The organism is Streptosporangium sp. NPDC000563, from assembly GCF_040299985.1.
GTDB lineage: Bacteria > Actinomycetota > Actinomycetes > Streptosporangiales > Streptosporangiaceae > Streptosporangium.
Genome location: NZ_JBEPDA010000021.1, coordinates 40,785 through 67,323 on the forward strand (window position 1 = coordinate 40,785; position 26,539 = coordinate 67,323).

The 26,539-nt window shown below is 69.7% G+C and carries 23 protein-coding genes; 1 reads left to right on the forward strand and 22 read right to left on the reverse strand.

Features of this window, described 5'->3' with window-relative positions:
• Positions 1-39: 39 nt before the first annotated feature.
• Both ABT352_RS32245 and ABT352_RS32250 read right to left on the reverse strand, forming a co-directional pair.
• Complete coding sequence (locus tag ABT352_RS32245; protein WP_350948767.1) at positions 40-1,203, reverse strand: ThuA domain-containing protein; 1,164 nt, start codon at positions 1,201-1,203, stop codon at positions 40-42.
• Positions 1,204-1,263: 60 nt separating this feature from the next.
• A complete protein-coding gene (locus ABT352_RS32250; RefSeq protein WP_350948768.1) occupies positions 1,264-4,122 on the reverse strand; it encodes a carbohydrate-binding protein in 2,859 nt (952 codons plus the stop codon).
• 135 nt (positions 4,123-4,257) lie between these two features.
• On the opposite strand from ABT352_RS32250, the gene ABT352_RS32255 reads away from it, so the two are divergent.
• Positions 4,258-4,530: a hypothetical protein gene (locus ABT352_RS32255; RefSeq protein WP_350948769.1), complete on the forward strand. Its 273-nt coding sequence runs from the start codon at positions 4,258-4,260 to the stop codon at positions 4,528-4,530.
• A 120-nt stretch (positions 4,531-4,650) separates the two neighbouring features.
• On the opposite strand, the gene ABT352_RS32260 is transcribed toward ABT352_RS32255, so the two are convergent.
• From ABT352_RS32260 to ABT352_RS32355, 20 genes are all read right to left on the reverse strand, one after another.
• The gene (locus tag ABT352_RS32260) at positions 4,651-5,730 is read right to left on the reverse strand and encodes a hypothetical protein (protein WP_350948770.1); all 1,080 of its coding nucleotides are present in this window, start codon (positions 5,728-5,730) and stop codon (positions 4,651-4,653) included.
• Between the two features lie 435 nt (positions 5,731-6,165).
• Positions 6,166-6,891 (reverse strand): nitroreductase, encoded by a 726-nt coding sequence (locus ABT352_RS32265; RefSeq protein ID WP_350948771.1) that lies wholly within the window; start codon positions 6,889-6,891, stop codon positions 6,166-6,168.
• Between the two features lie 22 nt (positions 6,892-6,913).
• Positions 6,914-8,110, reverse strand: a complete 1,197-nt coding sequence (locus ABT352_RS32270) for an acyl-CoA dehydrogenase family protein (RefSeq protein ID WP_350948772.1) — start codon at positions 8,108-8,110, stop codon at positions 6,914-6,916.
• 11 nt (positions 8,111-8,121) lie between these two features.
• Positions 8,122-9,252 carry an acyl-CoA dehydrogenase family protein gene (locus ABT352_RS32275; protein WP_350948773.1) on the reverse strand — a complete coding sequence of 377 codons (1,131 nt, stop codon included), beginning with the start codon at positions 9,250-9,252 and terminating at the stop codon, positions 8,122-8,124.
• Positions 9,249-10,445 carry an acyl-CoA dehydrogenase family protein gene (locus ABT352_RS32280; RefSeq protein ID WP_350948774.1) on the reverse strand — a complete coding sequence of 399 codons (1,197 nt, stop codon included), beginning with the start codon at positions 10,443-10,445 and terminating at the stop codon, positions 9,249-9,251. The genes ABT352_RS32275 and ABT352_RS32280 overlap by 4 nt, the downstream gene beginning before the upstream one ends.
• Positions 10,446-10,505: 60 nt before the next feature.
• Positions 10,506-11,624 (reverse strand): acyl-CoA dehydrogenase family protein, encoded by a 1,119-nt coding sequence (locus tag ABT352_RS32285; protein WP_350948775.1) that lies wholly within the window; start codon positions 11,622-11,624, stop codon positions 10,506-10,508.
• A 70-nt stretch (positions 11,625-11,694) separates the two neighbouring features.
• Positions 11,695-13,011, reverse strand: a complete 1,317-nt coding sequence (locus ABT352_RS32290; protein WP_350948776.1) for an aromatic ring-hydroxylating oxygenase subunit alpha — start codon at positions 13,009-13,011, stop codon at positions 11,695-11,697.
• 41 nt (positions 13,012-13,052) lie between these two features.
• Positions 13,053-13,769 carry a dienelactone hydrolase family protein gene (locus ABT352_RS32295; RefSeq protein ID WP_350948777.1) on the reverse strand — a complete coding sequence of 239 codons (717 nt, stop codon included), beginning with the start codon at positions 13,767-13,769 and terminating at the stop codon, positions 13,053-13,055.
• Positions 13,770-13,992: 223 nt separating this feature from the next.
• Positions 13,993-14,799, reverse strand: coding sequence for an SDR family NAD(P)-dependent oxidoreductase (locus ABT352_RS32300; protein WP_350948778.1), 807 nt, complete (start codon positions 14,797-14,799; stop codon positions 13,993-13,995).
• Complete coding sequence (locus ABT352_RS32305) at positions 14,796-15,320, reverse strand: aromatic-ring-hydroxylating dioxygenase subunit beta (protein ID WP_350948779.1); 525 nt, start codon at positions 15,318-15,320, stop codon at positions 14,796-14,798. The genes ABT352_RS32300 and ABT352_RS32305 overlap by 4 nt, the downstream gene beginning before the upstream one ends.
• A 15-nt stretch (positions 15,321-15,335) precedes the next feature.
• Positions 15,336-16,403 carry a DODA-type extradiol aromatic ring-opening family dioxygenase gene (locus ABT352_RS32310; RefSeq protein ID WP_350948780.1) on the reverse strand — a complete coding sequence of 356 codons (1,068 nt, stop codon included), beginning with the start codon at positions 16,401-16,403 and terminating at the stop codon, positions 15,336-15,338.
• 144 nt (positions 16,404-16,547) lie between these two features.
• A complete protein-coding gene (locus ABT352_RS32315; RefSeq protein WP_350948781.1) occupies positions 16,548-17,504 on the reverse strand; it encodes a DUF7064 domain-containing protein in 957 nt (318 codons plus the stop codon).
• A gap of 4 nt (positions 17,505-17,508) precedes the next feature.
• Positions 17,509-18,630 carry a phosphotransferase gene (locus ABT352_RS32320; protein WP_350948782.1) on the reverse strand — a complete coding sequence of 374 codons (1,122 nt, stop codon included), beginning with the start codon at positions 18,628-18,630 and terminating at the stop codon, positions 17,509-17,511.
• Positions 18,630-19,532, reverse strand: a complete 903-nt coding sequence (locus ABT352_RS32325) for an ABC transporter permease (protein ID WP_350948783.1) — start codon at positions 19,530-19,532, stop codon at positions 18,630-18,632. The genes ABT352_RS32320 and ABT352_RS32325 overlap by 1 nt, the downstream gene beginning before the upstream one ends.
• Entirely contained in the window at positions 19,529-20,371 is an 843-nt protein-coding gene (locus ABT352_RS32330; protein ID WP_350948784.1) for an ABC transporter ATP-binding protein, read from the reverse strand. The genes ABT352_RS32325 and ABT352_RS32330 overlap by 4 nt, the downstream gene beginning before the upstream one ends.
• 3 nt (positions 20,372-20,374) lie before the next feature.
• Positions 20,375-21,424 (reverse strand): ABC transporter substrate-binding protein, encoded by a 1,050-nt coding sequence (locus ABT352_RS32335; RefSeq protein ID WP_350948785.1) that lies wholly within the window; start codon positions 21,422-21,424, stop codon positions 20,375-20,377.
• 345 nt (positions 21,425-21,769) lie between these two features.
• Positions 21,770-22,750: a DUF7064 domain-containing protein gene (locus tag ABT352_RS32340; RefSeq protein WP_350948786.1), complete on the reverse strand. Its 981-nt coding sequence runs from the start codon at positions 22,748-22,750 to the stop codon at positions 21,770-21,772.
• 48 nt (positions 22,751-22,798) lie between these two features.
• Positions 22,799-23,878 carry a phosphotransferase gene (locus ABT352_RS32345; protein ID WP_350948787.1) on the reverse strand — a complete coding sequence of 360 codons (1,080 nt, stop codon included), beginning with the start codon at positions 23,876-23,878 and terminating at the stop codon, positions 22,799-22,801.
• 159 nt (positions 23,879-24,037) lie between these two features.
• Entirely contained in the window at positions 24,038-24,790 is a 753-nt protein-coding gene (locus ABT352_RS32350) for an enoyl-CoA hydratase (protein WP_350948788.1), read from the reverse strand.
• Positions 24,787-26,397 carry an enoyl-CoA hydratase-related protein gene (locus ABT352_RS32355; RefSeq protein WP_350948789.1) on the reverse strand — a complete coding sequence of 537 codons (1,611 nt, stop codon included), beginning with the start codon at positions 26,395-26,397 and terminating at the stop codon, positions 24,787-24,789. The genes ABT352_RS32350 and ABT352_RS32355 overlap by 4 nt, the downstream gene beginning before the upstream one ends.
• Positions 26,398-26,539: the final 142 nt, after the last annotated feature.

Sequence of the window (26,539 nt, forward strand, 5' to 3'; positions counted from 1 at the left end):
CCGATCACGATCGGGTGGAGCACTCACCGGCCGCGGGCACTACTTGGTGATCGTGATGGTGTCGACGTCGAACAGCGAGCCTGAGCCGCCGCTGAAGGTGAGGAACAGCGGCCCCGAACCCGTCGCGGTGAGGGTGGTGGAGACGGTCCTGAAGGTGTCCCAGCTGCCGGTGTTCGGCACGTTCACCGTGCCGAGCACCGTCCCGGTCTGCGAGCCCGCGCGCACCCGGATGGTGCCACCGGCACCGGCCGAGGAGACGCGGGCGCTGAAGGTCTTCGCCCCGGAGACGTTGACCGACGAGTATCCGACCCAGTCACCGTTTTCGATGTAGCCCACCGTCCTGCCGCCGCTCGCCGTGCCGTGGTTCGCCGGCTGCACGCCGAAGTTGGAGGTGTAGGACTCCCCCTCGACCGTGATGCTGGTGCCCGAGGTCCTCGGGCTGCAGTCGGCCGTCACCTGCCCGGCCACGTACCTGATGCCGCCGAGCAGCAGGCTGCGGAAGGCCGATTCCGCGTAGGACTGGATGGTGTGCCCCAGGCCCGTGTAGAACGAGCGGCCCGAGCCCTGCGTGCGGCACCAGGTGATGGGGTGGTCGCCGCCCATGCTGCCGCCGCTGTAGCTGCCCTCGTCGAGGTTCTGCAGGACGCGCACGTTGGAACGGGGGTTGGTGCCGTAGTTGTACCACTCGTCGCTGCGGCTCCAGGTGGCGCCGAGGTGGGAGGTGGCCGGGTGCGTGTTGTCCTCGGTCCGCACGGTGGCCTGCTGGATCGCGGGGTGGCTGCTGAACCAGGCGCCCACCAGCTGGCCGTAGTAGGCCCAGCCGTACTCGGTGTCGGCCGCCGCGTGGATGCCGAGGTAGCCGCCACCGCCGTTGATGTAGCTCTCGAACGCGCTCTGCTGGGTGTTGTTGAGGACGTCACCGGTGGTGCTGAGGAAGATCACGGCCTCGTACGTGGCCAGGTTGGCCGTGGTGAAGGCTCCCGCGTCCTCGGTCGCGGTGACGGTGAAGCCGTTGGCCGTGCCCAGATCCCTGATGGTCTGGATGCCGGTCGGGATGGAGTCGTGCCGGAATCCGGCCGTCTTGGAGAAGACCAGCACGTCGAACGGGGCGGCGGCCTGGGCCGCGCCGGGGACGAGCACGGTCGCTGCCGCCGTGAGGGCCGCCGCGGCTACCGCGAGCCCGCGTGCGATGAGACTACGCATCGCTGTCCTTTCGGGTACGTGAGAATTCCCGGCGCGGCGAAGTGCCGCGCCGGGGATCCGTCACTTGGTGATCGTGATGGTGTCGACGTCGAACAGTGAGCCGGAGCCACCGGTGAAGGTGAGGAAGATCGCCCCTGAGCCCGTCCCGGTGAGGGTGGTGGTGACGTTCTGGTAGGTCTCCCAGCCGCCGGTGACCGGTACCGCCACCGAGCCGAGGATCGTCCCGGTCTGCGAACCGGCGCGGATCTGGATGGTGCCGCCAGAACCCGCCGAGGAGATGCGCGCGGTGAAGGTCTTCGCCCCGGACGCGCTCAGCGTGCTGTAGCCGGCCCAGTCGCCGTTTTCGATGTGGCCCATCGTGTTTCCGCCACTGGCTCCGGCGTGGGCGACCGACTGCACGCCGGAGCTAGAGGTGTAGGCCTCCCCCTCCACCGTGGTGCTGGTACCGCTGCTACCGGTGTTCAGGGTGAAGGCGTCCAGGTCGAAGAGGTTGCCCTGGCCCGTCGGGCCCTTGAAGACGAGGAACAGCGTGGTGGTGCCCGAGGGAGCGTTGCTCAGGTTGGCCGAGACGTCCCTGAAGGTGTCCCAGCCGCCGGTGACCGGCACGGTGACCGTGCCCAGGAGCGTGCCGGTGGCCGATCCCGCCCTCACCTCGAGCGTTCCGCCGGCACCGCCGGAGGAGACGCGGGCGGTGATGGAGGTCGCGTTGCCGAGCGCGTACGGCGTGAAGGAGATCCAGTCGCCGTTGTCGATGAACCCCGCGGTCTTGCCGCCCTCGGCCGTGGCGTGGTCGGCGAGCTGGACGCCGGACTGGGCGCCGAAGTGCTCGGCCTGACGGTGGCGAGGCTGCAGGGTGCGCGTGCTCTCGGTGGTCAGGCCGGCCTTGTCGGTGTAGCTGGCGACGAAGACGCCGTAGATGTTCGCGGCGCTGTCGTGCTCACCGTCGGTGGGGACCGCGATGCTTCCCGAGCAGCCGGTCCTGCTGGTGATCTGGTGGGCGTGGCTGTCGTGGCCGAGCAGGTAGGTGACCGTGACCTTGCTGCAGTCGATGGTCCCGTCCTCGGGGTCGCTCACGTTGACCTGGAAGGGCACCGTGTCACCGAAGGAGAACAGCTGCCCGTTGACGGGCTGGACGAAGTTCACCGTGGGCGCGGTGTTGCCGACCGTGATGGTGACGTTGGCGGTGCCGGTCAGCCCGCCGGGGTCCCGCACGGTCAGTGTGGCGGTGTAGGTGCCGTTGGTCGTGTAGGTGTAGGTGGGGTTGGCCGCGGTGGAGGTGGCCCCGTTGCCGAAGTTCCACGAGTAGGTGAGCGCGCCGCCCTCGGGGTCGGAGCTGCCGGCCGAGGAGAAGGTGACGGCGAGCGGCGCGGCCCCTGAGGTCTTGTTCGCGGCGGCCCTCGCGATCGGGTTGCGGTTGCCGCCCCCGATGTACTCGATGCGGTAGAGGGCCTGGTTGCCCGAGCCGGTGCCGTAGTCGAGCACGTACAGGGCGCCGTCGGGGCCGAAGGACATGTCCATGACCTGGGTGCCGGTCCACGGGAAGGCGGAGATCTCGCCGGGCGCCCCCGAGGAGGTGACCTCGATCGCCTTGATCCAGCGGCGGCCGTACTCGCCGGCGAAGAACCGTCCGTTGAGCGTCTGGGGGAACTTGACGCTTGAGTTCAGGTTCGCGTCGTAGCGGTAGACCGGGCCGCCCATCGGCGACTCGGAGCCGCTGCCGAACTCCGGCGGCGATCCGGCGTCGCCGCCGTAGCGGATCCAGCTGGGCTTGGCCGCGGGCAGGGTGGTCAGACCGGTGTTGCGGAACGAGTTGTTCGTCGGGCCTCCGGTGCAGTTGTACTTCGCCTGGGAGGGGCCGGACGGGAAGGTGTACTCGTTGTAGGTCTCGGCGGTGGTGTTGGTGCCGGTGCAGTACGGCCAGCCGTAGTTGCCCGGGGCGGTGATGCGGTTGAACTCCACCTGGCCGGACGGGCCGCGGCTGGAGTTGCTGCTGCCGGCGTCCGGCCCGTAGTCGCCCAGGTAGACGATGCCGGTGGCCTTGTCGACCGACATGCGGAACGGGTTGCGCAGGCCCATCGCGTAGATCTCGGGACGGGTCTTGGCCGTGCCCGGAGGGAACAGGTTTCCGCTGGGGATGGTGTAGGTCCCGTCGGCCTGCGGCTTGATGCGGAGCACCTTGCCGCGCAGGTCGTTGGTGTTGGCCGAGGAGCGCTGGGCGTCGAACTGCGGGTTGCGGTCGGTGCGCTCGTCGATGGGGGCGTAGGAGTTCGACTCGAACGGGTTGGTGTCGTCGCCCGTGGTCAGGTACAGGTTGCCCGCCGCGTCGAAGTCGATGTCACCGCCCACATGGCAGCACTGGCCACGGTCGTTCGCCACCTGCAGGACGACCTTCTCGCTCGCCATGTCCAGGGTGTTGTCGGACTTGAGGGTGAACCTGGAGAGATTCAGGTGCCCCTTCCACTGGTCGAAGGTCGCCGCGCTGCCGGTGGTGGGCGCGTCACCGCTCGGGGTGCTCAGCCTGGGCGAGTAGTACACGTACACGTAGCGGTTGGTGGCGAAGGCGGGGTCGGCCGCGATGCCCTGCAGCCCCTCCTCGTCGTGCGTGTAGACGTTGAGCTTGCCGGCCGTCGCGGTGCTCCCGGCCGCGGTCGTACGGCGGATCGTGCCGTCACGGGCCGTGTGCAGGACCGACCTGTCGGGCAGCACCGTCAGCGACATCGCCTCGCCGAGTGAGCCGGAGCCCCTGGCCAGGGCGACCTGCTGATAGTCGGAGGCCGGGATGTCGATCATCGCGCGGGCCGCCGCGCCGGTGGCCGATCCGGTGACCGCCTGGGCCGTCGATCCGGTGGCCGCGACGCCGGTGGTGATGAGCAGGACTGCGGTCAGCAGCCTGGCCCACGGCCGAGGGCGTGGGGACATGGAGGGTCCTTTCCTGACTTGGGGGGACAGTCAGGCAAGGCGCGCGCCGCCGCGCTTATGCCGCCGGCGGCGTTGTCAGGCGCTGCCGGTGATACCAGGGTTCGTGCGGTGGTGCGGTGATACCGGATTCGTGCGGTGGTGCGCGCGTTCTCGGAGGGTGCCGTCTCCGAGAACGGAACCGTGAAAACCAACGATGCCGCGACAACCAACAATCTGGTTTTTCGCGACCCGCTGCACGAGTTACAGATTTTTAACACGCCGGAAATTGCCTGTAAACCCCCTGTCAAGGCTTCCCAGGTCAGGCCCACCGACGCGGAAACGTCCGAACCACCCCCCTTCCATGCGGCGGATCCTTCGATGAGATCGGGGCTGCGAGCCGACGCGACGATCATCCGGCGCTCAGGATGAAAACATATTCGTGCCCGTTTTTCTTGCGCTCCGCATCGCCGCGGGTCAGCGGCCTTGTCCGATCCGGTCCGGCGGTTAATCATCACTCCGCGTCAACCGAAGTCACCCGCGGAAAGCGGGTCAACGCAGGCCGTTTCTGTTTCTGTAGTCGTTCCATACCTGTACGCAGTAGGCGTGGCGCCAGTCCGTGGAGGACAGATGACGGCAGGCGTAGCCGGCGCTGATGCCGCCCCCGGACGACGGCCTGCTCCTGGAGGCCGAGGGCGGCGGCGACCCGGTGGCCGGTGCCCCCGTCCTGCCCGCCCGGGGCTGTGCCCCGTCCTCCCGCGCCTCGGAGCGCGACCGTCCCGCCGTCCCACCGGCGTCCCTCGCTCGGCGCCCGGCGCTTCCGTCCCCTCGCCCGCCGCTCGCGTTCCCCCGTCCCGCACCGGCCTTCGACGCGGCCCCGCGCCCGCTCTCCTGCCCCGCGCCTTCTTTCGCCCGCCCCGTCTCCGCCCCGGCGGCGGCCCGCGCGGAATCGCCCTCGCGGTGCCGTGCGTGCCGCTCGGCCGGCTTCTTGGCGGCTCCTGCCCGCTCCACCCGCTCGACCCACTCGTTTCTGGCGTCCCTGGCGGAGGAGGGGGCGCGGTCCGCCGGGAGCACCCCCGCCGGGGCGGGGGCGGAGACCTTCCCGTTCCCACCGCCTGCCGCACCGGCCCTCTCATGGCCCGGCCTCTTCCCTTCCCCGCGATCCCCACCCCGCGGGGCCTTCGCGTCCGGTCCCGCCCCTCCCTCGGAGGCTCTCCCTCTCGGGACCTTCGCGTCCCCTCCCTCGTCGCCCTCGCGAACCCCCGGCGGGGTCTTCGCGTCCACTCCGGGGGCTCGCGAGGCGGTGATCACCATGTCGTGCCCCAGGAGAACGCCCTCCCCGGAAGACGCGGGCGACGTGCCCGCGGTGGGAACGCCGTCCCACGGGGACCATCCCGACGACCAGACGCCGACCCCCGCCGCGGCGAGGAACCCCGCGATCAGCGCGGGCCTCAGGAGTTGGTCGCGCGACAGACGCGACCACGGCCGCCGCCACGGACCGGGAGGCGGGGGCATGGAGAACGGCCTGCTGTCGAGGTATGACCGGGAGTCGCGGACCGGCGAACGGGGGGCGAGGCCACCGCTCTCCCCGTCCCACTCGTCCTTGCGGTGCCGCGCGGGTCCGCGCGGCACCGTCGCCTCTTCCCACTCCGGCCACTCCGACGGCTCAGGAGGAGAGGGCGGCCCTACGGGCGCCCGGGACCCTGGAGGCCGCACGGGGCGCGGAGGCTGGGCCGGCTCCGGCGGCTCAGGGGGATCCGGGACTCCGATGGCACTCGGCGCCTCTGGGGCGTGCGACGGCTCGGAAGGCGGCTGCCCGGCGGACGGCGACGGCTGCCGGGGCGGCGGATCGCCGTACGGCATGCGCCCTCGCGGTCTCGCCGTGAGGCCGTGACCGTGAGTCCGATCATGCTCATCGTGCATCTCGCCTCCCGTCCCGCGGTTCGCCCTCCCACCCTGGCAAAATCACACACTGTATGCGGCCCATGACAGTACGGTCTTACCGATCCGTTATCAGCAGCAGGCCGCAAAGACAAAGAAAAGCGATGAAAGACCGACCCTCCACGGTCACCGGTCGCGCCGGTCGACCACGTTCGTCGGTTCCTCTCGGCCGGTGCGGAAAAGGTTCGCCGGGTGCTCCTCGTCGGCGTAGCCGAAGGAGACACCGCAGACGATCATCCGGTCGTCGGGAATCCGGAAGTGCGCGCGCACGGTGTCGGAGTGCATCGCGATCGCGCCCTGCGCGACCGCCGCGATCCCCAGGCTCTCGGCGGCCAGCAGGAGCACGGATACGTACGCGCCGCAGTCGACGTAGCCGTAGGGACCGAGTGACCGCTCCGATGTGATCACTGCGACATGGGGCGCGCCGAAGAAGCGGAAGTTCTCCATGCCCTGGCGCCTTCGCGCCTCGAAGTCCTTCCGGTCGATCCCCAGGCTCTCGTAGAGCCCGTGGCCCGCCTCCCGCCGTCGTATCCGGTAAACGCCCCGGTACTCCTGCGGTTGTGGAATGTCCGAACTGCCGTCACGAGTCGAGGCCGCCTCGTACAGCACGGTACGGAACCGCTCGGTCGCCTCACCACTGGTGAGGATCACCTGCCATGGCTGGGAGTTGCACCAGGAGGCGGTGCGCTGGGCGAGGGCGAACATCCGCTCGATCAGCTCCGGCGGCACCTGCTCGGAACGGAAGGCCCGGTGGCTGTGGCGTCCGGCCAGGATCCGCTCCAGCACATCGTCGAGTCGAGCGGGCTCCCCGCCCTCCGCCGACACACCACGCTCCCCCTCGTTGACATTCATGGCCCGCAACTCGACCCGACTCCTATCCGGCCTGCTTCGCCAGTTCCTTGCCGACAACCATGCGCTGGACCTGCCCGGTGCCCTCGAAGATGTCCAGGATCTTCAAGTCCCGGTACCACTTCTCCAGCAGCAGGTCCGTACTGGCCCCGTCCGGGCCGAGGATCTGCATGCAGCGGCGGACGACGCGTTCGGCGGTGCCCGGCGAGAACGCCTTCGCCGCGGAGGCCTCCAGCCTGTTCGGCAGGCCCTGCCCGCGCATCCACTGGGCGCGGCGGCACATCCGGCGGCCCCGTTCCAGCGCCGCCGACATGGCGTCGAGATCGTCCTGGATCGCCGACCAGCGGTGCGGCCTGTAGCCGTGCCGCTGTTCGGCCAGCACCTCGACGGTGACGTCCAGGGCGGCCTGGGCGATGCCGATGGCCATGCTGCCGACGTTGGGGCGGTTGTTGTTGAGCACGCTGAGCGCGCCCAGCCGCCCACCGCCCGCGGTGCCGTCGGCACCGGGGACGTAGCCGAGCCGGTTCTCCAGCGGGATCCGGCAGTCGTCGAAGCCGAGCTGCGAGGTCTCCCAGGAACGCAGGCCGAGCTTGTCCTCGTTGGCCCGGATGATCTCGAAGCCGGGGGTGCCTCGCTCGACGACGAACGCCTCCGACGCGGCGGCGCCGCGCGCCGGGTCCGTCGTGGCGAACGCGACGACGAAGTCGGCGGAGGCACCGTGACTGCAGAAGATCTTCTGGCCCTTGAGCACCCAGGTGTCACCGTCACGAACGGCCCGTGTCTGGATCATGCTGGTGTCCGAGCCGAACTGCGGCTCGGTGAGCGCGAAACCGGTCGTGCCACCACCGCTGATGATCGGTTCGTACCAGCGCTTCGACTGTTCCTCGGTGCCGAGCATCCGCACCACGATGTGGGCGATGCCGCCGCCCATGCAGTGCATGGCCCAGATGTCGCCGTAGTTCAGCATCTCGTACTGCACGAGGCCACGCATCAGCTCCCCGTCGGGGAAGGTGGGCAGATCCTCGGGGTGATCGGCGGCACCGGCCGGAGCGGTGTTCTTCGACAGTGGCACCGGGCAGGAGTCGATGATCTCCTTCCAGTTCGCGGGTGGCTCGTGGTCGGTGTCGGCCTTGCGGGCGTGCGGGCGCACCATCTCCACCGACCACTCGCGCAGTTCTCGCTCGTAGCGCCGCAGCTCCGGGCTGAGCTCCAGATTCACCATGTGTGGCTCCCTCAGACGGCCGGCGCGAACCGGGTGAAGCGTGGATCACAGTCGATCGTCGACAGCAGGGCGGTGCAGCGGTACCAGAGCTCGACCGGGTGGTCGGTGAGGAACCCGTGCCCGCCGAGCATCTGGATCGCGTCGCGGGTCGCCGTCGTCGCCGCCGCGTGGCATTCGGCGACGGTGCGGCCGACCTCGTCGGCGAGCCGGTCGTCGTCGAGCCCGTCGAGTGCCGTCGCGATGCTCCACAGGCCCAGCCGGGCCGCGTCGAGCTGCATGTGGTTGTCGGCGAGGGTGAACGACACCCCCTGGAAGGAGATGATCGGCCGGCCGAACGCGACGCGTTCGGTGGCGTAACGGGTGGCGTACTCGCGAGCCCGGGTCGCCCCGCCCAGCGCGACGGCGGCCGGGAGCAGCCTGGTCCGCGCGACCGCCTGGGCGAGGGTGACGCCGTCGGCCTCGTCGTGCAGCAGCGTGTCGGCGTCGACGGTGACGTCGAATCGGATTCGGGTCAGCCCGGCACTGGACATCGCCAGATGGCCCTGGGCCGGCGCGCTCGCCACCTCGATGTCGGCGAGTGCGACGACGGCGGCCCGCAACACGTCCTGTTCGGGGTCACGGCCCACCACGATCACATGATCGGCCCCGCCGCCCAGGGCGACGGCGACCTTCTCGCCGTGTACCAGGTAGCGGCCGTCGGGCATCCGGGTGATCTCTGTGTCATAGGCGCGCGGAGAGGGCTCGAAGCGTTCGTAGAGCGCCACCGTCGGCGCGGCGGCCGAGCCGGCGGCGGCCCCTGGCAGGAAGCGCCGCCGTTGCCCGGCGGTGCCGAGCAGGCTGAGCAGCAGCGCTCCGCCGCCGGTGAACACCTCCGCGCCGACGATCGACGGATCGCCGTGAGCCAGTGTCTCGACGCCGATCAGCTGGGTGTGGGTGTCGGGGACACCGCCGCCACCGAACTCGCTGTCGACGACGCAGGTGAAGCCCATGTCGCGCAGGTGCCCGGCCACGTCGGCGGGCACCTGCCCGGTCGTGTCGACCTCGCGGGCGACCGCGTCGAGCCGGCCGAGCGCGAGGCTGCGCGCGGCCTGCCGCATGGCGACGACCTCGTCGGGCAGGGTCAGATCGAACGACGCGCTCATCGGCCCGCTCCCCCGCGCAGCAGCATCTGCGCCACGCTGCGGCGCTGGACCTGACCGGGGCCGAGCATGGCGTCGGTCATCTTGATGTCGCGGTACCACTTCTCCAGCAGGTGCCGCTCGGAGGCGCCTTCCGCGCCGACGAGCTGAAGGCAGCGCAGGACGATCGACTCGGCGAGTTTCGGTGTGACGGCCTTGGCCTCACAGGCCGTCGCGGCGGCGTTCTCGCCCCTGTCCTTGAGCCAGGCGGACTTCAGCGCCAGGCGCACGACGTCGTCGAGGGTGTCGTGCATCTCGGCGAAGTCGGCGCGGATGCGCGTGAGCCGCGCCGGGGAGTACTCCTCGGCGCGCTCGTCGATCCACTGCTCGGTGAAGCCGAGGCAGCCTCGGGCGATGCTGGTGCCCCAGACGGCGCAGGTAGCCCGGTTCTTCGAGAAGACACCGAGGGCGGCGGCGACGCCGGGGGCCTCAGGACCGCCGACGCAACGGTCGAACGGGATGCGGATGTCGTGCAGTTCGAACGTCGCGTTCCGGATGAACCGGAACCCGATCTTGTCTTCCTTGTCGGTGGTGACGTCGAACTTCGCTATGTCGTCCCTGTCGAGGATGAACGCGCGGACCCCGGCACTGCCGGCCTCCGGGTCGATCGTGGCGAGCAGCACGATCCACTCGCATTCGAGCAGGTTGGAGATGAAGACCTTCTTGCCGTTGAGCACCCACTCGTCGCCGTCGCGCACGGCGGTGGTCTGGATGCCGGCCAGGTCGGTGCCGCTCTGGTCCTCGGTCATGGCGATGGCGGTGAGCACGTGCTCGCCGGTGCACCACTTCTCGACCTGCTCGGGCGTGCCGATGAGGTTGATGAAGTCCTCGGAGACGGTGCCGCCGTGCAGCATCTGCCAGGCCCACGAGTCGCCCTGCGACAGCGGTTCGGTCATGAAGACCGACAGCACGTTGGGGCCGAACTCGATGTCGGTCTTCAGGGTGTGGGCCCGGTCGACGTACTCGTCGTCTCGCAGGGTGGCGAACCCGACGGGGGCCACGTCGAGCGGACAGGCCTCGATGACCTCGGGCACGTCGGGGTAGATCTCGTTGGTGTCGGCTTCGCGCGCGTACGGGCGGACGACGTCGAGCGACCAGCGGCGGGTCAGCTCGACGAGTTCGACGGTCTTCTGAGAGGGTTTGAGGGAGATCGCCATCGCTGAATTCCTTTGCTCCGCAGGGATCGGTGGTCGCTTCGCCGGTCGAGAGGAGGAACCTCAGGCCGCTTCGATGACGGGGACGTTGTGGTGGAGCACGTCGAAGTCGACGGCCGAGAGCACACCGGCGTCCCGGTAGCGGGCCTCGGCGAGAAACTGCTGGCTCAGGCCGCGCCAGCCCATCGTGTTGCAGGCGATTCGGGCGGCCTGGGTGCCGGCGGCGCAGGCGGCGGCGACGGCACGGCCGACGCGGCGTTCCAGTACGGCTCCGGTGTCGAACTCGGCGAGCCGGGAGGCGAGGTCCCAGATCTGCAGCCGGGCCCGGCTGAGCGCGATGCCCGCGTCGACCAGCGGGAACATGACTCCCTGGTTGCGGCCGAGGGCGGCACCGCGCACCTTGCGCCCGGACACCCACTCGGCGGTGGTGTCGACGGCGGCCTGGCCCAGTCCGATGGAGACGGCGGGGACGAGCAGGCGCTGCGTGTTGAACGCGCGCAGCACGGTGAACTCCTCGGCGCTCGCACCGATCCGAGCGGTGGCGGGCACCGTCGCGCCGTCGACGCGCACGGCCGCGGAGGCGACCAGGCCGAGGGCGAGCTTGCCCTCCTTGCGGTCGTCGCGTTCGACCTGCACACCGGCTGCCTCGACGAGGAAGGCGGCGGAGGCGTCGTCGTCGGTGCGGCCCGCGAGCAGGACGGCGGAGGCGTCGGCGCCGTGCGACACCGGGTCCTTGCGGCCGGCCAGCGACCACCGGTCGCCCTGCCGTTCCGCGCGCAGCCGGTACTCGGACGGGGCCCGGCCGTAGCCCTCGTACAGACCGAGGGCCACGTCGCCGAAGGCCCGCAGGGCGCCGACGCGCTCGACGGCGGCGCTGTCGCCGAGGGCCGCGGCGAGCAGTTGCGCCTGGGCGGCACCGATGATCTCCAGTGCGGTTCCGGCGTCGGCGATGGCGAGTTCCTCGGCGACGAGAACGAGGCCGACCGGGTCCAGCAGCACGGAGCTGCCGTCGGCGACGGCCTCCGGCGTCGCCCCGGCGGCACGGCTCAGGTCGGTCCTCAGATCGGCGGGGAGCCTCCCGGTGCGGTTGACCTCTCGGGCGATCTCTCTGATCCGGGGGCGGAAGCTGCGTAGTTCCTCCACCGCGCTCTGCTGGGCGGCGGTGGGTGAAAGATCGAACATCGGCGTTTCACATCCTTCGATGACGCGGGGGGATAGTTCGGAGGTCGGGCGGGTGTCCTCGGGATCGAGGTCAGGAGGTGGGGCTGGCCTCCAGATCCGCGCGCAGGATGGATCGGCCCGAGTAGTGTGGCGCCAGCGGGGCGTGCTCCTCCGGAGGGAGTCGCTCACCGGTGACGAGCCGGTTCCACTGCCGCCACCAGGTGCGCATCTGCAGCTCGTCGGAGCCGGACGGGTCGGGCTTCGCCATGCCGCGGGAGATGTCCGACCAGGACAGTTCCTGGAAGGCGGCGAAACCTCGCTGGCAGGCTTCCAGGGCTTCGACGTCGTCCGGGGTGGCGAGGCCGCCCGGCCCCCAGAACGTCAGATAGTTGTCGAGCCGCTGACGCCTGAGGTCGTCGCCCTCCTCCGGCGGGACCAGCTCCCAGCCGGTGACCTCCATGTGGTCCGGTGCCAGCGGGTCGATCTTGCGGATCACGACGCCCATGGTCAGGTCGATGACCACCAGGTTCGGGAAGATCACCAAGTTGCGGGCGCCCTCCATCCTGTCGACCCAGGCGTCGCCGTGGATCTGGCGCAGCCGCCCGAGCCGCTCGGCCTTCTCCCGTCGGCCCTCCTCCGACAGCGGCCGGCCGAACGTGTCGAGGGCGGAGACGGCCCCGGCGATGACGGCGTGGCCGTTGCCCAGGTCGATCGCCGAGGACTTGCCCAGTGCCGAGCCGTCGAGGCTGCCCCGGGCGGCCTTGACCATCTCGAAGTAGCGCTGGTGGGCGGTGACCGCGTGGTAGCCGTCGTAGCTGTTCTCGACGAGCAGCTTCCAGTTGGCCCGGACCGAATACTCGTGGGTGCCCTCGATCACCTGCATGCCGACCTCGGACTGGTCACAGATCAGGTCCAGGTATTCGGCGGCACCGGCCAGGTAGGTCTTCAGGTCGACGATGTCGGGGTCGAAGGAGACGAAGACGAACCCGCGGTAGGAGTCGATCCTGGGGGCCGCGGTGAGCGACGGGCGTTCGAAGTCGGGGCCGTAGGACTGGTCGCCGGGCAGCGACACCATCTCACCGGAGATCGAGAACGCCCAGCCGTGGTAGAAGCACGTCATGAATCGGGCGTTGCCCTTCGGCTCCCGGCAGAGAAGGGCACCGCGGTGCGGGCACGAGTTGATCCAGACCTTGATCTCACCCTTGTTGTTCCTGGCGAAGATCAGTGGCCGTCCACCGACCGAACGGGTCTTGAAGTCGTTCGGCTTGGACAGCTCGGACTCGTGACCGACGTACAACCAGGTGTGGTTGAAGATCTTCTCTTTCTCGAGCCTGAAGACCTCCGTGTCCACCATCACCGACCGGTGGACCCTGAATCGCGGTTTGGTCCGGTCATCGTCGATGTACATGGAAACTCGATTCTCCAATCGTGCTCCGGGCTCGGCGGCGGTCATTCGTTCGCCTGCCGCCGTGCCCATGCCAGAGCGAGCTCGGTGGGTCGCGGGACGACCCGGAGGTTCAGCCACTCCATCGCCCTCTGCCAGGAGTCGAAGGAGGCCGCGTGATCGACCGCGTCGCGATCGTCGAGGTGCGGCCACGCCGACCCGTCCGCGTAGCCGACCACCCGCGTGTACACCGGAGCGTCCGCGCGCAGCCTGCGCCGCAGATCGGCCAGCGTGCCGGCGGTCTGTGTCGCGGTGCCGGCGAACAGTCCCAGCCAGGGGACGCGCATGACCGCGGGCCGGTCGAGCAGGTGGAGCGCGTGAGCGGCGACATCGGCCGCCGCCGACGAGATGCTGACGACGGCGCCGAGATCGAAACCGAAGGCCGCGGTGAGGGCCACTCGCGCGCCGGTGCCGTAGCCCAGGACCCCGACCTGCTGGTGTTCCCAGCCGCGCTCGGCGAGAACATCGAGCAACGCGCCGATGTCCGCGCGGTGATCCCGCTCCGCCGTGTCGCCGTCGATCTCGGCGACCAGCGGTTCGTACCCCTGCATGAGCAGGTCGTTGGCGACGGCCTCACTGTCCGGGCCGAGGTCGCCCGCGTCGCACAGGACCAGCGCGGCACCCCGGAGGGCACCGCCCAGATGGATCTGTTCGGCCCGGATGGTCCGGGTCCCGACGACGACCGTGCGTCGCGCCGGCTTGATCCGGATCAAGGCGTCCACCTTCGAGGCACTCCTTCGCTCACTCTCCCGGCAGCGGCGGGAGGATCTCGCTGACGTCGTCGGAGAACGGCGACGACGTCACTCTCGCAGTGCGCGGCGTCCCGTTCCATCTACCGTCTCAGCGGCCGGAACTCTGCGGCGAACCGGTGTCCGCTCCCTGTCCGAGCGGGGCGCGGCGCCCGGCAGGCGCCAAGATCCTCATGGCCCGGCACCGGCGCGTGACCTAGGCACCGTGCGGGTTCCAGGGCCAGTACTTGGCCGTGGCGCCCGCGTCGACGGTGATGTTCGTTCCGTTGATCATGGCGGACTCGTCCGAGGCCAGGAAGACCACCGTCGGCACGTAGTCATCGGGCACCGGAAGCCGATGCCACGGCATCAGGCCCGCGAAATCCATCGTGTAGTCGCGGGCCGAGGTCGCCTTGATCTTCGCCGTCCTCTCGATGCTGACCGGGTCGACCGGTTTGGTCGCCGTCGGGGTGAAGGCGTTCACCCGGATGCGGTGCTCGGCCAGTTCCATCGCCGCCGACCGGGTGAAGTTGATCAGACCGCTCTTGCCGGTCGAGTATCCGATGTTGCCCGGCTGCCCCTGCCATGCCGCTGTCGACAGCACGTTGACGACGCTGCCCGGCGAACCGGCGGCGATCATCGCCTTCGCGGCGGCGCGGGTGAACAGGAAGGCGCCGGAGAGAATGACGTCCAGCTGACGCCGGTACTGCTCGATCGGCATCGTCAGGATGCCTTTCTGGTTGAACAGAACGGCGTTGTTGACGAGGATGTCGACCCCGCCCCAGTTCGAGACCGCCAGGGCGACGGCCTCCTCGCTGTGCGCCGGGTCGGTGACGTCGCCGGCCACGGCCAGCGCCTGCCCCCCGGCCTCGACGATGCTCTTCGCGCACGCCTCGGCGGTGTCCGCCGACAGATCCGTGCAGACGACCTTGGCGCCCTCGGCCGCCAGCCCGCGGGCCAGCGCGCCGCCGATGTTCGGGCTGGCACCGGTCACGATCGCGATACGTCCCGCCAACCTGTTCACAGGATGATGCTCACCTTTCCCTGCGGGCGCAGCGTGTCGAGGTCCAGGACCGCCCGCCGCTCGATGAAGACGAAGCCGTGCTCGGCGTCGCGGCGCAGCACGTGCCGGTACCGGCCGACGTAGGTGTCGAACACCCCCGGGCGCGTGCGATAGATCGCGAAGTTGGCGTGCACCGTCAGCCGGTCGTCGCCCTCGTCGACGGCCCGGATGTTGGTGATCAGCCGCCGCGTCTTCGAATGCGGGTACTCGGCGTGCGCCGACCGGGTCAGCAGCGAGTTCACCCGCTGCTCCAGCAGGAACCGGTCGTCCTGCACCAGGAACAGGTGCCGGCTCGGATCTCCGTCCGGCAGGTCGGTTGAGGGCACCAGGTAGCGGCATTCGAGGGCGAAACGCCCGAGCCACTCGTGCAACCGCCATTCGTCGAGCAGATCGGCGTCCTGGAACAGGTACCGCTCCACCGCGCGCAGCTCCGCGTCGGAGACCGGGGCAGCGGCCGGCCTCACGGTTGTCGTCTCAGTCATGGGATGTTCCTCCGCTCAGCGGTAGACGGCGAACGCCTTGTTGGAGTTGAAGACCTCGGTGGTGACGAATTCGCTCCACCGCAGCTCCAGTCCCAGCTCCGACATGGCCCCGAGCAGGCAGAACCAGTTCAGCATCTCGTGCTGGCCCGCCGCGACGACCTCGCCGGTGGTGGCCGCGCGCCAGGTGTCGTAGTCGCCCGCCACCATGGCCTCGTAGAGCCGCAGGTCGGCCTCGGTGTCCGGACGCAGGTGCCAGTCCTTGTCGTTGAGGAAGGCGTGCGACCAGCTCGACGAGGCGACCAGCGCCACTCGCCGACCGCCGGCGCGCACGGACCGGCCGACGGCTCGGCCCAGCTCGAAGCAGCGCAGCGGCGACGGCCCCGGCGGGTCCAGGTCCTCACCGGCGTTGATGTCGGCGAAGCGGGCGATGCCGCCCTGGCGGGCGATGACGTGCTCGCCGTAGCAGTTCACCGCGATCGGCACGATCGGGTACGGGAACTCCTTGCCGACGTTGTCCCAGTCGAGGAAGAGCTGGGTGTTGGCGAAGGCGTGCGGGAAGTTGATCCCGCTGCGTTTCTCGTACGAGTAGGCGATGTCGAAACCCGAGTTGATCACGTCGGTGACGAGCCGCTTGGCGAAGTCCGGCCGGCCCCGCATGACGAAGCTCTGGCCCTCGTCGGGCAGGCCCCACGCGTTCGGATGGTTGCGCTTGCGGAGCAGCGCCAGCGGGTCCACGACGGTGTCCTGGTAGGCCAGCACGCAGAACGACGGGACGACCTCCTCGCGGAAGTTCTCGTACTGGTCGTCGCCCCAGACCACCATCACGTCCGGCCGGAACTCGTCGAGCTCGGCCCGGATGCGGTCGAAGCCGGCGCGCAGCGCCTCACGGTGCCCCTGCGCCGCGGCGGCACCGGCGTCGTCGCCCCATTCACGCCGCGCCTGCTCGGACCAGTTCTCCGGATCCTTGCGGTCGGCCGGGATGTCGGGGTCCTTCAGCGTTCCGCGAAGCAGGCTCGCCATGTTCGCGTTGTCCGTGGCCACCATCGGGTAGTGGGTCATGCCCAGGCCGATCACGTCTGCCATGTTGAATCCTCTGCGAGTCGGGAACGCGGACCGCCCGGGTCGCGTACGGACGGCCGGTTGTCACGTGGGGCCATGCTCCGGGGTTCCTCGGCAGCAGACCACTTCACGTTCTGGTGTCCGGAACCCATCGAGGGTCATCGAGGGTCAGGGCCTGATCGGCACGTACTGGACCGTGCCGAACCCCACGGACGCGTCGGAGTGCACCTCGGCCAGGAAGTTGACCAGGCCGCGGGTGCTGCCCTGGAAGGTCTTCTTGCGCCCGGCCGGAACGTGTACGCCGCGTGGATGGGTGAAGCGGCGCACGACTCCGTCGCCGACGGCGATGGAGTCGGCCGCGGTGAACGCCGGCCGGGACGCGACGGCGTTCGTGCGGACCCGGTAGTCCGGGAGCACGTGCACGATGCCGGTCTCGTCGGCCTCGATGAAGTAGCTGCGCCAAACCCCGTCGTAGAGGGCACAGCTGGAGGCGACGAAGCGCCGGGCGCCGTCGAAGACCATCGGCGTCCAGAAGATGTCGTCGATCCTGATGTCGCGCGGACCCCACGTGTGATCACGCACCAGCAGCCCCGACGCCTCGGTGACGGTGTCACCGCTGAACAGCCTGCCGGTCCATTCGGCGCCGGCCTGGTAGTGGTTCGCGACGAACCAGATGCCCATCTCGCGGGCGCCCGGATCGTCGGCGAACAACTTGGCGGCGAGTTCGGAGACGAAGACCGGGTGGTGCCGGGTCGTCAACTCCACGTCGAAGCCGAATGGCACGTCGCCGTCCTGGGTGAAGTACCAGCCGTCGGCGTCCGGCCCGACGAAGCCGCGGCCTTCGTAGCGCAGCCGCCATCGCCGGAACGGTTCGACGACCTCCACGGTGAGCCCGGGTGAGGCGAAACAGTCCTCACCGGAGCTGTGCGTGGTGGTGGTCGTGGAAACGCCGCCGACGGTCACCCCCGCGCGTACGTCCAGGGTCCCGTCCCGGGCGACGTGCTGCAGGTGCAGGCTGAGGCCCTCGGTCAGCGCGGCGTTGCCGCCGTAGAACGCGTAGTTCTCCTGCCAGGAGCCCTCGCCGGGAACGTGCGCGAACTCGTCGGCACCGGTCAACTCCGCCATCACCTCACACCCCCTTCGCGTTGATCTCGTCGATCAACGTGATCGAATCGTGGTCGAGCAGGGTCTGGCCTAGTCGCCGCACGAGGCCGGCGGCGCGGCGGCGGGCCCGCGGGTTGTCCGTCTTCAGCGAGCCGCAGACGACCACCCCGTAGGAGAAGAACAGCAGCGTCGCGAGCCGGTGCTCCTGCCAGGCCTGTTCCAGGCCGTAGGCGACCCCGTGCCGGCCGAGGGCGGCGCTGTAGACGCCGAGCAGATCCTGCTCGTGGCGTCGCCGGACCTCGGTGTCCATGCAGTGGGTGACCAGGTACGACACGTCCTGGATGCCCTTGGCCCGCATGATGCCCTGCCAGTCGAGGGCGACGAACGCGTCCGGGTGTCCCGGCGGGCCGAACATGAGGTTGTCGAGCCGGAAGTCGCCGTGCACGATGGTGGCGTCCTCCGACAGCCAGGTCTGCAGCGACCGCAGGGCTGCCAGATATTCGTCACGCATGCCGCGCAGCCGCTCCGGCAGCAGGTCGCCGAAGTCGGCGATCATCGTGGCCCAGCCGCTCTCGACCTTCGCCGCGATCGACGGCCCGTGGCTCGCGTCGTGCCGGGCGAACGTCCGATGCAGCACCGGATCCTGGGTGCGCCAGTACCGGGCGTGCAGCGAGGCTACCGACTCCAGGGCGAGGGCGGCCTGCTCCACGGTGCACCCGGCGACGTCGTCGCCGGGGATGTGATGCGGGAAGTCCTCCATGACCAGGACGAACCGGGCCCCGTCGTCGTCGATCTCCCGGTGGTGGCACCGAGGTGAGCGCAGCGGGCTGTCGTCGCCGATGGTCTCGTAGAAGCGGAACTCCCGCTTGTACGTCGACATCTCGACGGCCATCTCGATGCGCTTGGGCAACGAACTGGAGAGCTTGACGATGACGCTGTCCGGCCCGGTGCCCGACTCGGACGGGCCGTAGTCGAGGTGCACCCGCGCCACCTGGGACATCTCACCGACGCCCTCCCCCAGGGGTTGGACACGCACACCGGTCGGCGGCGAGGCCACCCCGTCGGCGGCGAGGATCGGGGAAAGCCAGCCGGCCGTGACATCGGCGACGGTCGCCGGCGAGAGGGCGGCATCGTTCTTGAGGTTCATCAGACGTACCTCCATCGCAACAGCACCCGCTCCAGCACGCTGATCACCGCGTTGAGTATCAGCGCCATGACGATGAGCACGAGGATCGCGGCCACCATCGCGGACGGCTGGAAAGCGTTGCTGGACTTCTGGATGAGCGTGCCCAGCCCGTCCTGGGCGGCCATCATCTCGCCGACCACAGCCCCGAGGAACGCGTACGGCACCGAGATCCGCATGCTGGTCACCACCCAGACCAGGCTGGACGGAATCGTGACGCGCCGCAGGATGAGCATCCGCGAGGCGCCCAGCATCTTCAACGCGTTCACGAGGTGCTGGTCGACCTCACGGACACCCTGGTAGGTGTTGTTGAAGACGAGAAAGAAGACCAGCAGGGCGGCGACGGCGACCTTCGACGCCTCACCGATGCCGAACCACATGATCAGCATCGGCGCGAGCGCCAGCTTCGGGATCGTGTTCGCCGCCATGACCAGCGGCCGCAGGATGTCGCCGAGGATGTTGCTGAGGCCCAGCGCGAAACCGGCCAGGACGCCCAGGGAACAACCGATCGCGAAACCGTACAGCGTCTCGCGCAGGGTGATGACGGTGTTCGTGAGCAGCGTGCCGTCCTCGACCCACCCGACGAACGCGGCCCACGCCTCACCGGGACGGCCGACGTAGAACTCGTCGACGATGGCGAGCCCTTCACCGGGACGACCGGCGAAGACCTGCCAGGCCAGGATGAGCAGTGCCAGGACCCCGATGTTTCCGGCGCCGACGACCAAGGCGCGCGGCGTGATCCGTTCCCGCACCCGGGTGCCGATCGTACGGCGCTGTGAAAGCTTGCCGGGCTCCGCGACCGGCGGCCGGCCGGCGGGCGCCCGCGCCGGTTCCGCCTCCTCGGCCGGCGCGACTCTGCCTTTCATTCGTCCTCCTGAGCCGTGTGGTCCATCCGGTTCCACAGGTCCTGCCACAGCTCGCCGAAGCCCGGGTCGGTACGGAGCGACGTGAGGTCGCGCGGCCGGGGCAGGTTCACCTCGGTGCGGTAGACGATCCGGCCGGGACGCGCCGCGAAGACGACGATCTCGTCGGCGAGCAGCAGAGCCTCGTCCAGGTCGTGGGTGACGAAGACGATCGTCTTGTCACCGGCGCTCCAGGTCTCCAGCAGCTGCGTCTGGAGGCGCTGGCGCATCTGTGCGTCGAGCGCGCCGTACGGCTCGTCCATCAGGATCAGTGACGGCTCGTAGGCGAGCGTACGGGCCAGCAGCACCCGCTTGCGCATGCCGCCGGAGAGCTGCGACGGGTAGAGGGTACGGAAACCTTCCAGGCCGACGCTCTCCAGTGCCCGCTCGACGCGTGCCTTGCGCTCGGCCTTGCCGTAGCCGCGTACCCGCAGCGCCAGTTCGATGTTCGACTCGACGGTCGACCACGGGAGCAGGGTGTCGTGCTGGGTGATGTACCCGGCACCGGTGTTGACGCCGCCCAGTTCCCTGCCGTCGAAGTACACCTGGCCCTTGGTCTGGCGCAGGAGCCCCGCGAAGACGTTGAGCAGCGTCGACTTGCCGCAGCCACTGGGCCCGACGAAGCATACGAACCGCCCGCGCCGGATACCGAGGCTGACGTTCGACAGCGCCTGCACTTCGTTCTTGCCTCGTTTGCCGAATTTGACGGAGACGTTCTCGGCGCGGAGGAAGTTCTCGTCCCCGCCGGCGCCCGATGTCTGGGCGCCGGCGGTGGTGGTCTGCCGCGTTCCGGTGAAGGACATCTCCTATTCCGTCCAAACACCGTCGGCGAAGGTGAGGGTCGACGGCTTGTCGCTGGAGATTTCGTAGATCGCCTTGTTCTTCTCGAAGTAGTTCTCGGTCATCTTGGCGTCTCCCTCGTAGTTCGCCTTGACCATCTCGAACGACTCCTTGACCGACGCCGCGTCGTTCTTCGGCGAGAACGTCAGATACGCCTCAGCGGCCTTGGAGGGGTCACCGGCGAGCAGCTGACGGGCCTCGTTGAGCGAGGCGAGGAACTTCTTGACCGTCTCGCGGTTCTGCTCGACCCACGGACCGGCCGCCATGTAGGCGATGTTGCCCGCGTCCCAGGCACCGGTCTCGGCATAGTCCGCCGGGCCGAGCCAGATCGCGCCGTAGTCGTTCTTGACCGGATTGAGGCCACCGGGCAGGCCGGTGTAGATCGCGTCGACGCGCTTGGCCTTCAGACCGGAGTCCAGGCCGGCGGGCGAGCCCAGGGCGACGAAGCTGTTCTCACCGAACGGAACCTTGTAGTGCAGCAGCAGCGCCCGCAGCGACGCCTCACTACCGGGACCGCGGGAGGCGACGCCGAACTTGGCGCCCTCAAGCGCCTTGATGCGCTCCTCGACCGAAGACGCCTGGGTGACCCCCTTGGCCTCCTGCGCCTTGACGAAGTCGCTGTTGACGAGCAGGACGCCGTTCTGGGTGTTCGACGCCCGGGCGACGGCGACGACGTCACGATCGCTCGCGGTGCCGAAGAAGAGCGCGGAGATCGCCCCGCCGACGATGTCGGTGTCACCCGTGACGGCCGCCTGCACCTGGGTGCCCGAGTTCGCGATATAGGGGAGGAACTCGACGTTCAGCCCGTTCTTCTCGAAGTAGCCAGCGCTCTTGGCGGTGATCACGTCGGCGAAACCGGTGGTGTCCGCGGCGAGCAGCAGCCGGACCTTGGTTTCACCGGCGGCACCGGCCGCACCGGTGGCAACCTCGTCATCGGAGCCGCCACAGGCCGCCAGGGTCACGACGGCCAGCAGACCGGCCGTGAGGATTGCTGAGACTCTCTTACGCTTGAACATCCGCTGCCTCACATTTGGAATCGGGGAGCTTCTCACCGCTTCGCGCGGCCCTGCCCCGAGTCGCGTACTGACTTGGATTTCCGAACCTCGCCCCAGGTTCTTTGTCGCCTCTCGGAGGTCGACGGGACCGCGCTGCGCGAGCGCCCCCTGGACCACTTGGGGGGACACTAAGATGACCGAATACGCACAGCCACCAGAAGTTCCGGGCACTGGAACATCGGCGTCACCGGCCCGACACAGCCTCTTGACCGGGGCTGACGTGTCAGAGGGCAGCCTGCTACCACGCCCGGGAAACCTCTCCTCCGGATCGCGGAAACACCACGGGCGCGGCTCTGAGCGCGCAGGTCAGCGCACCGCGCCGGAACCCGATGCCTTGATGATCGACGCGGTCGACACCGGGGCCGTCTGGAACGAGCCGATGCCCGCGGAATCGCCCGAGCGCACGTGCCCGACGTGGTCGACCAGGCCCCAGTTCGGCAGGCCGTTGACGTCCCAGTTACGGGGGGCGCCCATCACCCGGACGACGTCGATGTCGAAGCGGGTCACCCGCTCGTCGCGCACCGCGAGCGAACTGGCGTCGGTGAACACCTCGCCGTGGGCGGTGTTCTGCCGCACGAGGTAGTCGGTGTAGACGTTGACGACCTGGTCGTCGACGGCTTCGGCGGCGAAGCTGTACCAGGTGTCCTCATAGCGCTTGGTCAGCGCGGTGAGGAAGCGCCGCCCGCCGTCGAGCACGACCGGCGTCCAGTATCCGGCGTTGCTGCGGAAGCGGCGTTGGCCCCACGAGTGGTCACGCCACATCAGGCCGCTCGCCTCGATCTTCCGGCCGCCGCTCCACACCGTGCCCTTCCACACCGAGCCGACCTCGTAGTGCTCGGCGACGGTGAAGATGTTGGTCGGGTCGACCGGGAACAGCTCGGTGGTGATCGGCCGCCAAGAGATCGGCGCACAACGGGTGCCGATCTCGATGTCGAAGCCGAACGGGGAGTCCCCCGCCCCGGAGCAGAGCCAGCCGGACTCGTCCAGACCGACCCGGCCACGGCCGTCATAACCGAGTCGCATCTTCTCGAACGGCACGGCGATGTCGACGTCGAAGCCGTCGGCGCCGAAAGCACTGCTGCCCGCCTGCTGCCTGACCGTCGAGGTCAGCACGCCGTCGACACACGAGGCGGCGCGCACGTCCACGAGACCTTCGGCAGGGATGTGCTGGAGATGCAGGTAGACCCCGTTGCCGAACGCCTCGTCCCAGCCGTGGAACAGGTAGTTCTCCTGCCAGGCCTCACTTTGAGGGGGTTCGTGGATCGACTCGTCGGCGGGAAGCAGCATGGATGGTCCTTCGGTTCGTGGTGAGTGGTTCTGCCGTGCTGGGAGCGCTCAGAGCAGATCCCAGGCCTTCCAGTCGTCCATCGCCGTCAACGCGCGGTCGACCAGTCCCTTCTTGCGCGCGATGGCACGCGGGTCCTTGTTGTTCATGCCCCCGGTGATACCGACGACGATGGAGAAGATGAACAGCATGGCGAGGCGGTAGTGCTCCTCGGCCTCGTCACGGCGGTAGTCGACCCCGGCGTCGTTGAGGGTGCGTACGTAAAGGTCGATCAGCCCGCTCTCGGCGGCGCGCCGGTCGTTCGTGGTCATGCTGTGGGTGACCAGGTAGGCGACGTCCTGGACGCCGCGGCCGACGACACTGCCCTGCCAGTCGAGCAGGACCACCGGATCGGGCCGGCCGGATCGGCCGAACAGCAGGTTGTCCATCCGCAGGTCGCCGTGGACGAAGGTGACCGGTTGCCGCGCCATCAGACGCAGCAACCGGGGGAAGGCCTGGACGTACGCCTGCTCGTAGGCGCGGACCTGGTCGCCGAACCGCGCCTCATGATTGGCGATCATGTTCGGCCATCCCTGGATGACGGCCCGGTGGCGGTTGGCGGCGAAGACGCCGTCGTGGCGAGGGACCCACGCCAGTTCGGGGCCATCGGTGCGGTTCCAGAACGCGGCGTGGACCTTGGCGACCTCGGCCACCGCCAGGGCCGCCTCCCCTGGCGTGCAGCCGCGCACCTCGTCGCCGGGAATATGGTCGGAGAAGTCCTCCAGGACCAGGCAGTAGCGGGCGCTGTCGTCATCGACGGCGGCGAGGTAGGCGTGGGGCACCCGGGCCGGCACGTGCGCGGCGAGTTCCCGGTAGAAGCGCACCTCGCGCTCGTAGAGCCGGATGCTCCGGGCCCGCTCGCGGTGGTGCTCGTTGTCGGTGGCGAACTTGGCGATGAGGCTCGCGGGTCCGGCCCGGTCTCCGTCGGCGTAGCCGAGGCCGACACGGACGAGGGTTCCCATCTCGCCGACCCCGGACTTCAGGGGGGTCGTCTCGAACGCCACCGGCGCCGCCGCGTCCGGATGGTGTTCGCGGAGCAGCTCGGCCAGCCAGGGCAGAGTGATCTCCGACGAGGTACGGGGGAACGCCATGTCATCTCCTCGCAACGTGCTGCCGGGTGGCTCCCGGTCAGGGTGCGGGCAGTGCGTGCCAGGCCTCAAGCCACCGTTCCGGTTCCCGGAACGAATCCGCGAGGGCCGGTGAGCGCGGTGGTCTCACTCATCCGGTGCTCCCCGCGTCGTCTCAGCCGGTTATCTCAGGAAGTCCGCCATGTACTCCTGGAAGCGGGGCTTGGTCACGGCCGACGCCTGTGCCCACGACTCGAATTCCAGCACCGTGTCCAGATCCGCGGCCTGCGACATCTGGACGGCCCGCTTCAGGTCCCGCACCAGCGCGGGGTCACGCCGCGCGTAAAGCCGGGCCAGGCTCGTCGCCTCGGCCAGCGGATCGTCCGCGAGCCGGGTCGCCAGGCCCGTCTCGTACGCCTGCCCGGCGTCGAGCACCTCCGCACCCAGCAGTGCGCACATCGCCCGCCCGGTCCCCATCCTGCGGGTCAGGAACCAGCTCGACCCGCCCCCCGGGTGCAGCCCGATCTCGGCGAAGGTCAGCGCGAACTTCGCCCGCGGGCCGGCTATCACGATGTCGCAGGCCAGGGCGATGTTCACGCCCGCACCTACCGCCACCCCGCCTACCGCCGCGATCGTGGGGATCGTCAGATCCTTGATACCGAGGAACGACGCGTACACCCGCTTGAGGTCCTCGCGGATCTCCGCCGGTCTCCGGTCGATGTCTCCGAACATGGTGTTCAGGTCGGCGCCGGCGCAGAACGCCTTGCCCGCGCCGCTCACCACCAGCGCGCGGGCCTCGTCGTCGGCGGCCACCGTCCGGACCGCCTCCGCGATCTCCCGCAGCATCGGCAGGTTGAGGGCGTTGCGCCGCTGCGGCGCGTCGAGCATCAGGTGCCGGATCGGGCCGTCGGCCGTGAGCTTCGTGAACTCGGTCATCGTTCTTCTTCCTTCTCTCTGCTTCTCTGTCGGACGTCCGCCGACCAGCGGCCGGCGCCTCCCGTCCAGGCGGGAACACCTCCGGCGCGTACCGAGGCCACGTCCAGGTCGTCGGCGTGACGCAGCACACCCTCATCACACAGCCTCACCGCCGTGGCCACCGCCGCGTCGACGAAACGCCTGCCCAGACCTGCCTCCTCCTCGGTCACCACCGGCTCTCGCGCGAAGGGGGCGGCGGTCAGCGGCGCGGGCCGCAGTCCCGCCACGACCAGCGCCCGCTCGATCACGGCCGGGTCGGTCCCGGCACGGCGCGCCTCGTCGGCGGCGGCCCTCACGGCCTCCGCGACGCGACCTCCGAACCCCTCGCGCTCCCCGTCGGCCAGCGGCACCGCCAGTGCTCCGGTGCGCGCGAGCCGCGCGACGACGTCGTCGACCGGTTCGTCAGCGGCCGCGTACTCGATGACGTATCCGCCGTCGCCCAGGCGGTCCGGGGCTATCCAGAGCACCGGATCACCGGCGGGCGGCTCGACGCCCGGCTCGGCGACGGTGAGCACGACGTTGCCCTCCTCGGCGCGCAGCCGGGACAGCCCTGCGGCGTCACCGTCGCTGACGACGGCCACCGACGCGATTCCGCCGGCGGCGAGTGTCCGGCGGCCCACCGGCCCGGCGACCACCAGCACCGGTGTGCGGGCCGGTGCGTCCCCGGCTGCCTGACGCAGCCGCGATCGGGTCCGGACCGTGTCGAAGAAGGCCACCGCGATGGTCGCCCGCGCCGCGTCGGAGACGACGAGGTCGGCCAGTCCCTCGCTCTCGGCACGCAGGGCCGTGTCGACGTCGGCACTCGCCGCGATCATCGCGACCTCGCGGATGGTGGCGACGGCGGGGGCGAGGTCGCGCGCCGGTTGCGGCACGACCGGGTCCTCACCGGCCTCGTCACCGAACGCCGCCGGTCGGCCCCGGTCCCACGGCTGGGTCGCGTCGGGGTTGGCCAGAATCCAGGCGCGGGCCTTCTCCAGCGCCTCGGCGCGCGAGGCGGCGAGGTCGTCGATCAGGCCGAGTCCGTGAGCCTGGCGGGCGTTCAGCCTGGTGCCGCCGACCAGCAGTCGCAGGGCGCGCGGCAGGCCGATCAGCCGGGTGGTACGGGTGATGCCGCCACCTCCCGGTAGCAGCCCCAGCGTCACCTCGGGCAGCCCCACCATCACCTCGGTGGAGTCCAGCGCGATCCGGTGGTGGCAGACCAGGGCGAGTTCCAGGCCACCTCCGAAGGCGCCGCCCTCGACGAGCGCGACGACAGGGCGTCCCAGCCTCTCCAGCCGTCGCATCCGGGACTTGCGCAGTTCGAGATCGTCGAGGAACGCCTGCCGGTCGGCGGGGCCGATCCGGACGAGCCGTTTGAGGTCGCCACCGGCGAGGAAGCCTTTCTTGGCGGAGGTGAGCACGACCCCGATGACGGTGTCGCGCTCGGCCTCCAACCGGTCGATCACGGCCGCGAACGACCGGATGAACAGCTCGTTGAGGGTGTTGACCCTCTGATGTGGGTCGTCCATGGTGAGCGTGACCACACCATGGTCGTCGCGCTCCCAGCGGATCGCGGTCTCGGCGGTCAAACCGCTGCGCTCCTTCCCGTGCCGACTCTGAGGTGAAACACCGGACGGACCGTGGGACGGGCCGTGGGACGGGCCGTGGGACGGGCCGTGGGACGGGCCGTGGGACGGGCCGTGGGACGGGCCGTGGGACGGGCCGTGGGAC

What these genes read in the sequence shown, in the direction of transcription:
- ABT352_RS32245 (WP_350948767.1), bottom strand. Translation starts at nt 1,203, where the DNA reads ATGCGTAGTCTCATCGCACGCGGGCTCGCGGTAGCCGCGGCGGCCCTC.
- ABT352_RS32250 (WP_350948768.1), bottom strand. Translation starts at nt 4,122, where the DNA reads ATGTCCCCACGCCCTCGGCCGTGGGCCAGGCTGCTGACCGCAGTCCTG.
- ABT352_RS32265 (WP_350948771.1), bottom strand. Translation starts at nt 6,891, where the DNA reads ATGAATGTCAACGAGGGGGAGCGTGGTGTGTCGGCGGAGGGCGGGGAG.
- ABT352_RS32270 (WP_350948772.1), bottom strand. Translation starts at nt 8,110, where the DNA reads ATGGTGAATCTGGAGCTCAGCCCGGAGCTGCGGCGCTACGAGCGAGAA.
- ABT352_RS32275 (WP_350948773.1), bottom strand. Translation starts at nt 9,252, where the DNA reads ATGAGCGCGTCGTTCGATCTGACCCTGCCCGACGAGGTCGTCGCCATG.
- ABT352_RS32280 (WP_350948774.1), bottom strand. Translation starts at nt 10,445, where the DNA reads ATGGCGATCTCCCTCAAACCCTCTCAGAAGACCGTCGAACTCGTCGAG.
- ABT352_RS32285 (WP_350948775.1), bottom strand. Translation starts at nt 11,624, where the DNA reads ATGTTCGATCTTTCACCCACCGCCGCCCAGCAGAGCGCGGTGGAGGAA.
- ABT352_RS32290 (WP_350948776.1), bottom strand. Translation starts at nt 13,011, where the DNA reads ATGTACATCGACGATGACCGGACCAAACCGCGATTCAGGGTCCACCGG.
- ABT352_RS32305 (WP_350948779.1), bottom strand. Translation starts at nt 15,320, where the DNA reads ATGACTGAGACGACAACCGTGAGGCCGGCCGCTGCCCCGGTCTCCGAC.
- ABT352_RS32310 (WP_350948780.1), bottom strand. Translation starts at nt 16,403, where the DNA reads ATGGCAGACGTGATCGGCCTGGGCATGACCCACTACCCGATGGTGGCC.
- ABT352_RS32315 (WP_350948781.1), bottom strand. Translation starts at nt 17,504, where the DNA reads ATGGCGGAGTTGACCGGTGCCGACGAGTTCGCGCACGTTCCCGGCGAG.
- ABT352_RS32320 (WP_350948782.1), bottom strand. Translation starts at nt 18,630, where the DNA reads ATGAACCTCAAGAACGATGCCGCCCTCTCGCCGGCGACCGTCGCCGAT.
- ABT352_RS32325 (WP_350948783.1), bottom strand. Translation starts at nt 19,532, where the DNA reads ATGAAAGGCAGAGTCGCGCCGGCCGAGGAGGCGGAACCGGCGCGGGCG.
- ABT352_RS32330 (WP_350948784.1), bottom strand. Translation starts at nt 20,371, where the DNA reads ATGTCCTTCACCGGAACGCGGCAGACCACCACCGCCGGCGCCCAGACA.
- ABT352_RS32335 (WP_350948785.1), bottom strand. Translation starts at nt 21,424, where the DNA reads ATGTTCAAGCGTAAGAGAGTCTCAGCAATCCTCACGGCCGGTCTGCTG.
- ABT352_RS32340 (WP_350948786.1), bottom strand. Translation starts at nt 22,750, where the DNA reads ATGCTGCTTCCCGCCGACGAGTCGATCCACGAACCCCCTCAAAGTGAG.
- ABT352_RS32345 (WP_350948787.1), bottom strand. Translation starts at nt 23,878, where the DNA reads ATGGCGTTCCCCCGTACCTCGTCGGAGATCACTCTGCCCTGGCTGGCC.
- ABT352_RS32350 (WP_350948788.1), bottom strand. Translation starts at nt 24,790, where the DNA reads ATGACCGAGTTCACGAAGCTCACGGCCGACGGCCCGATCCGGCACCTG.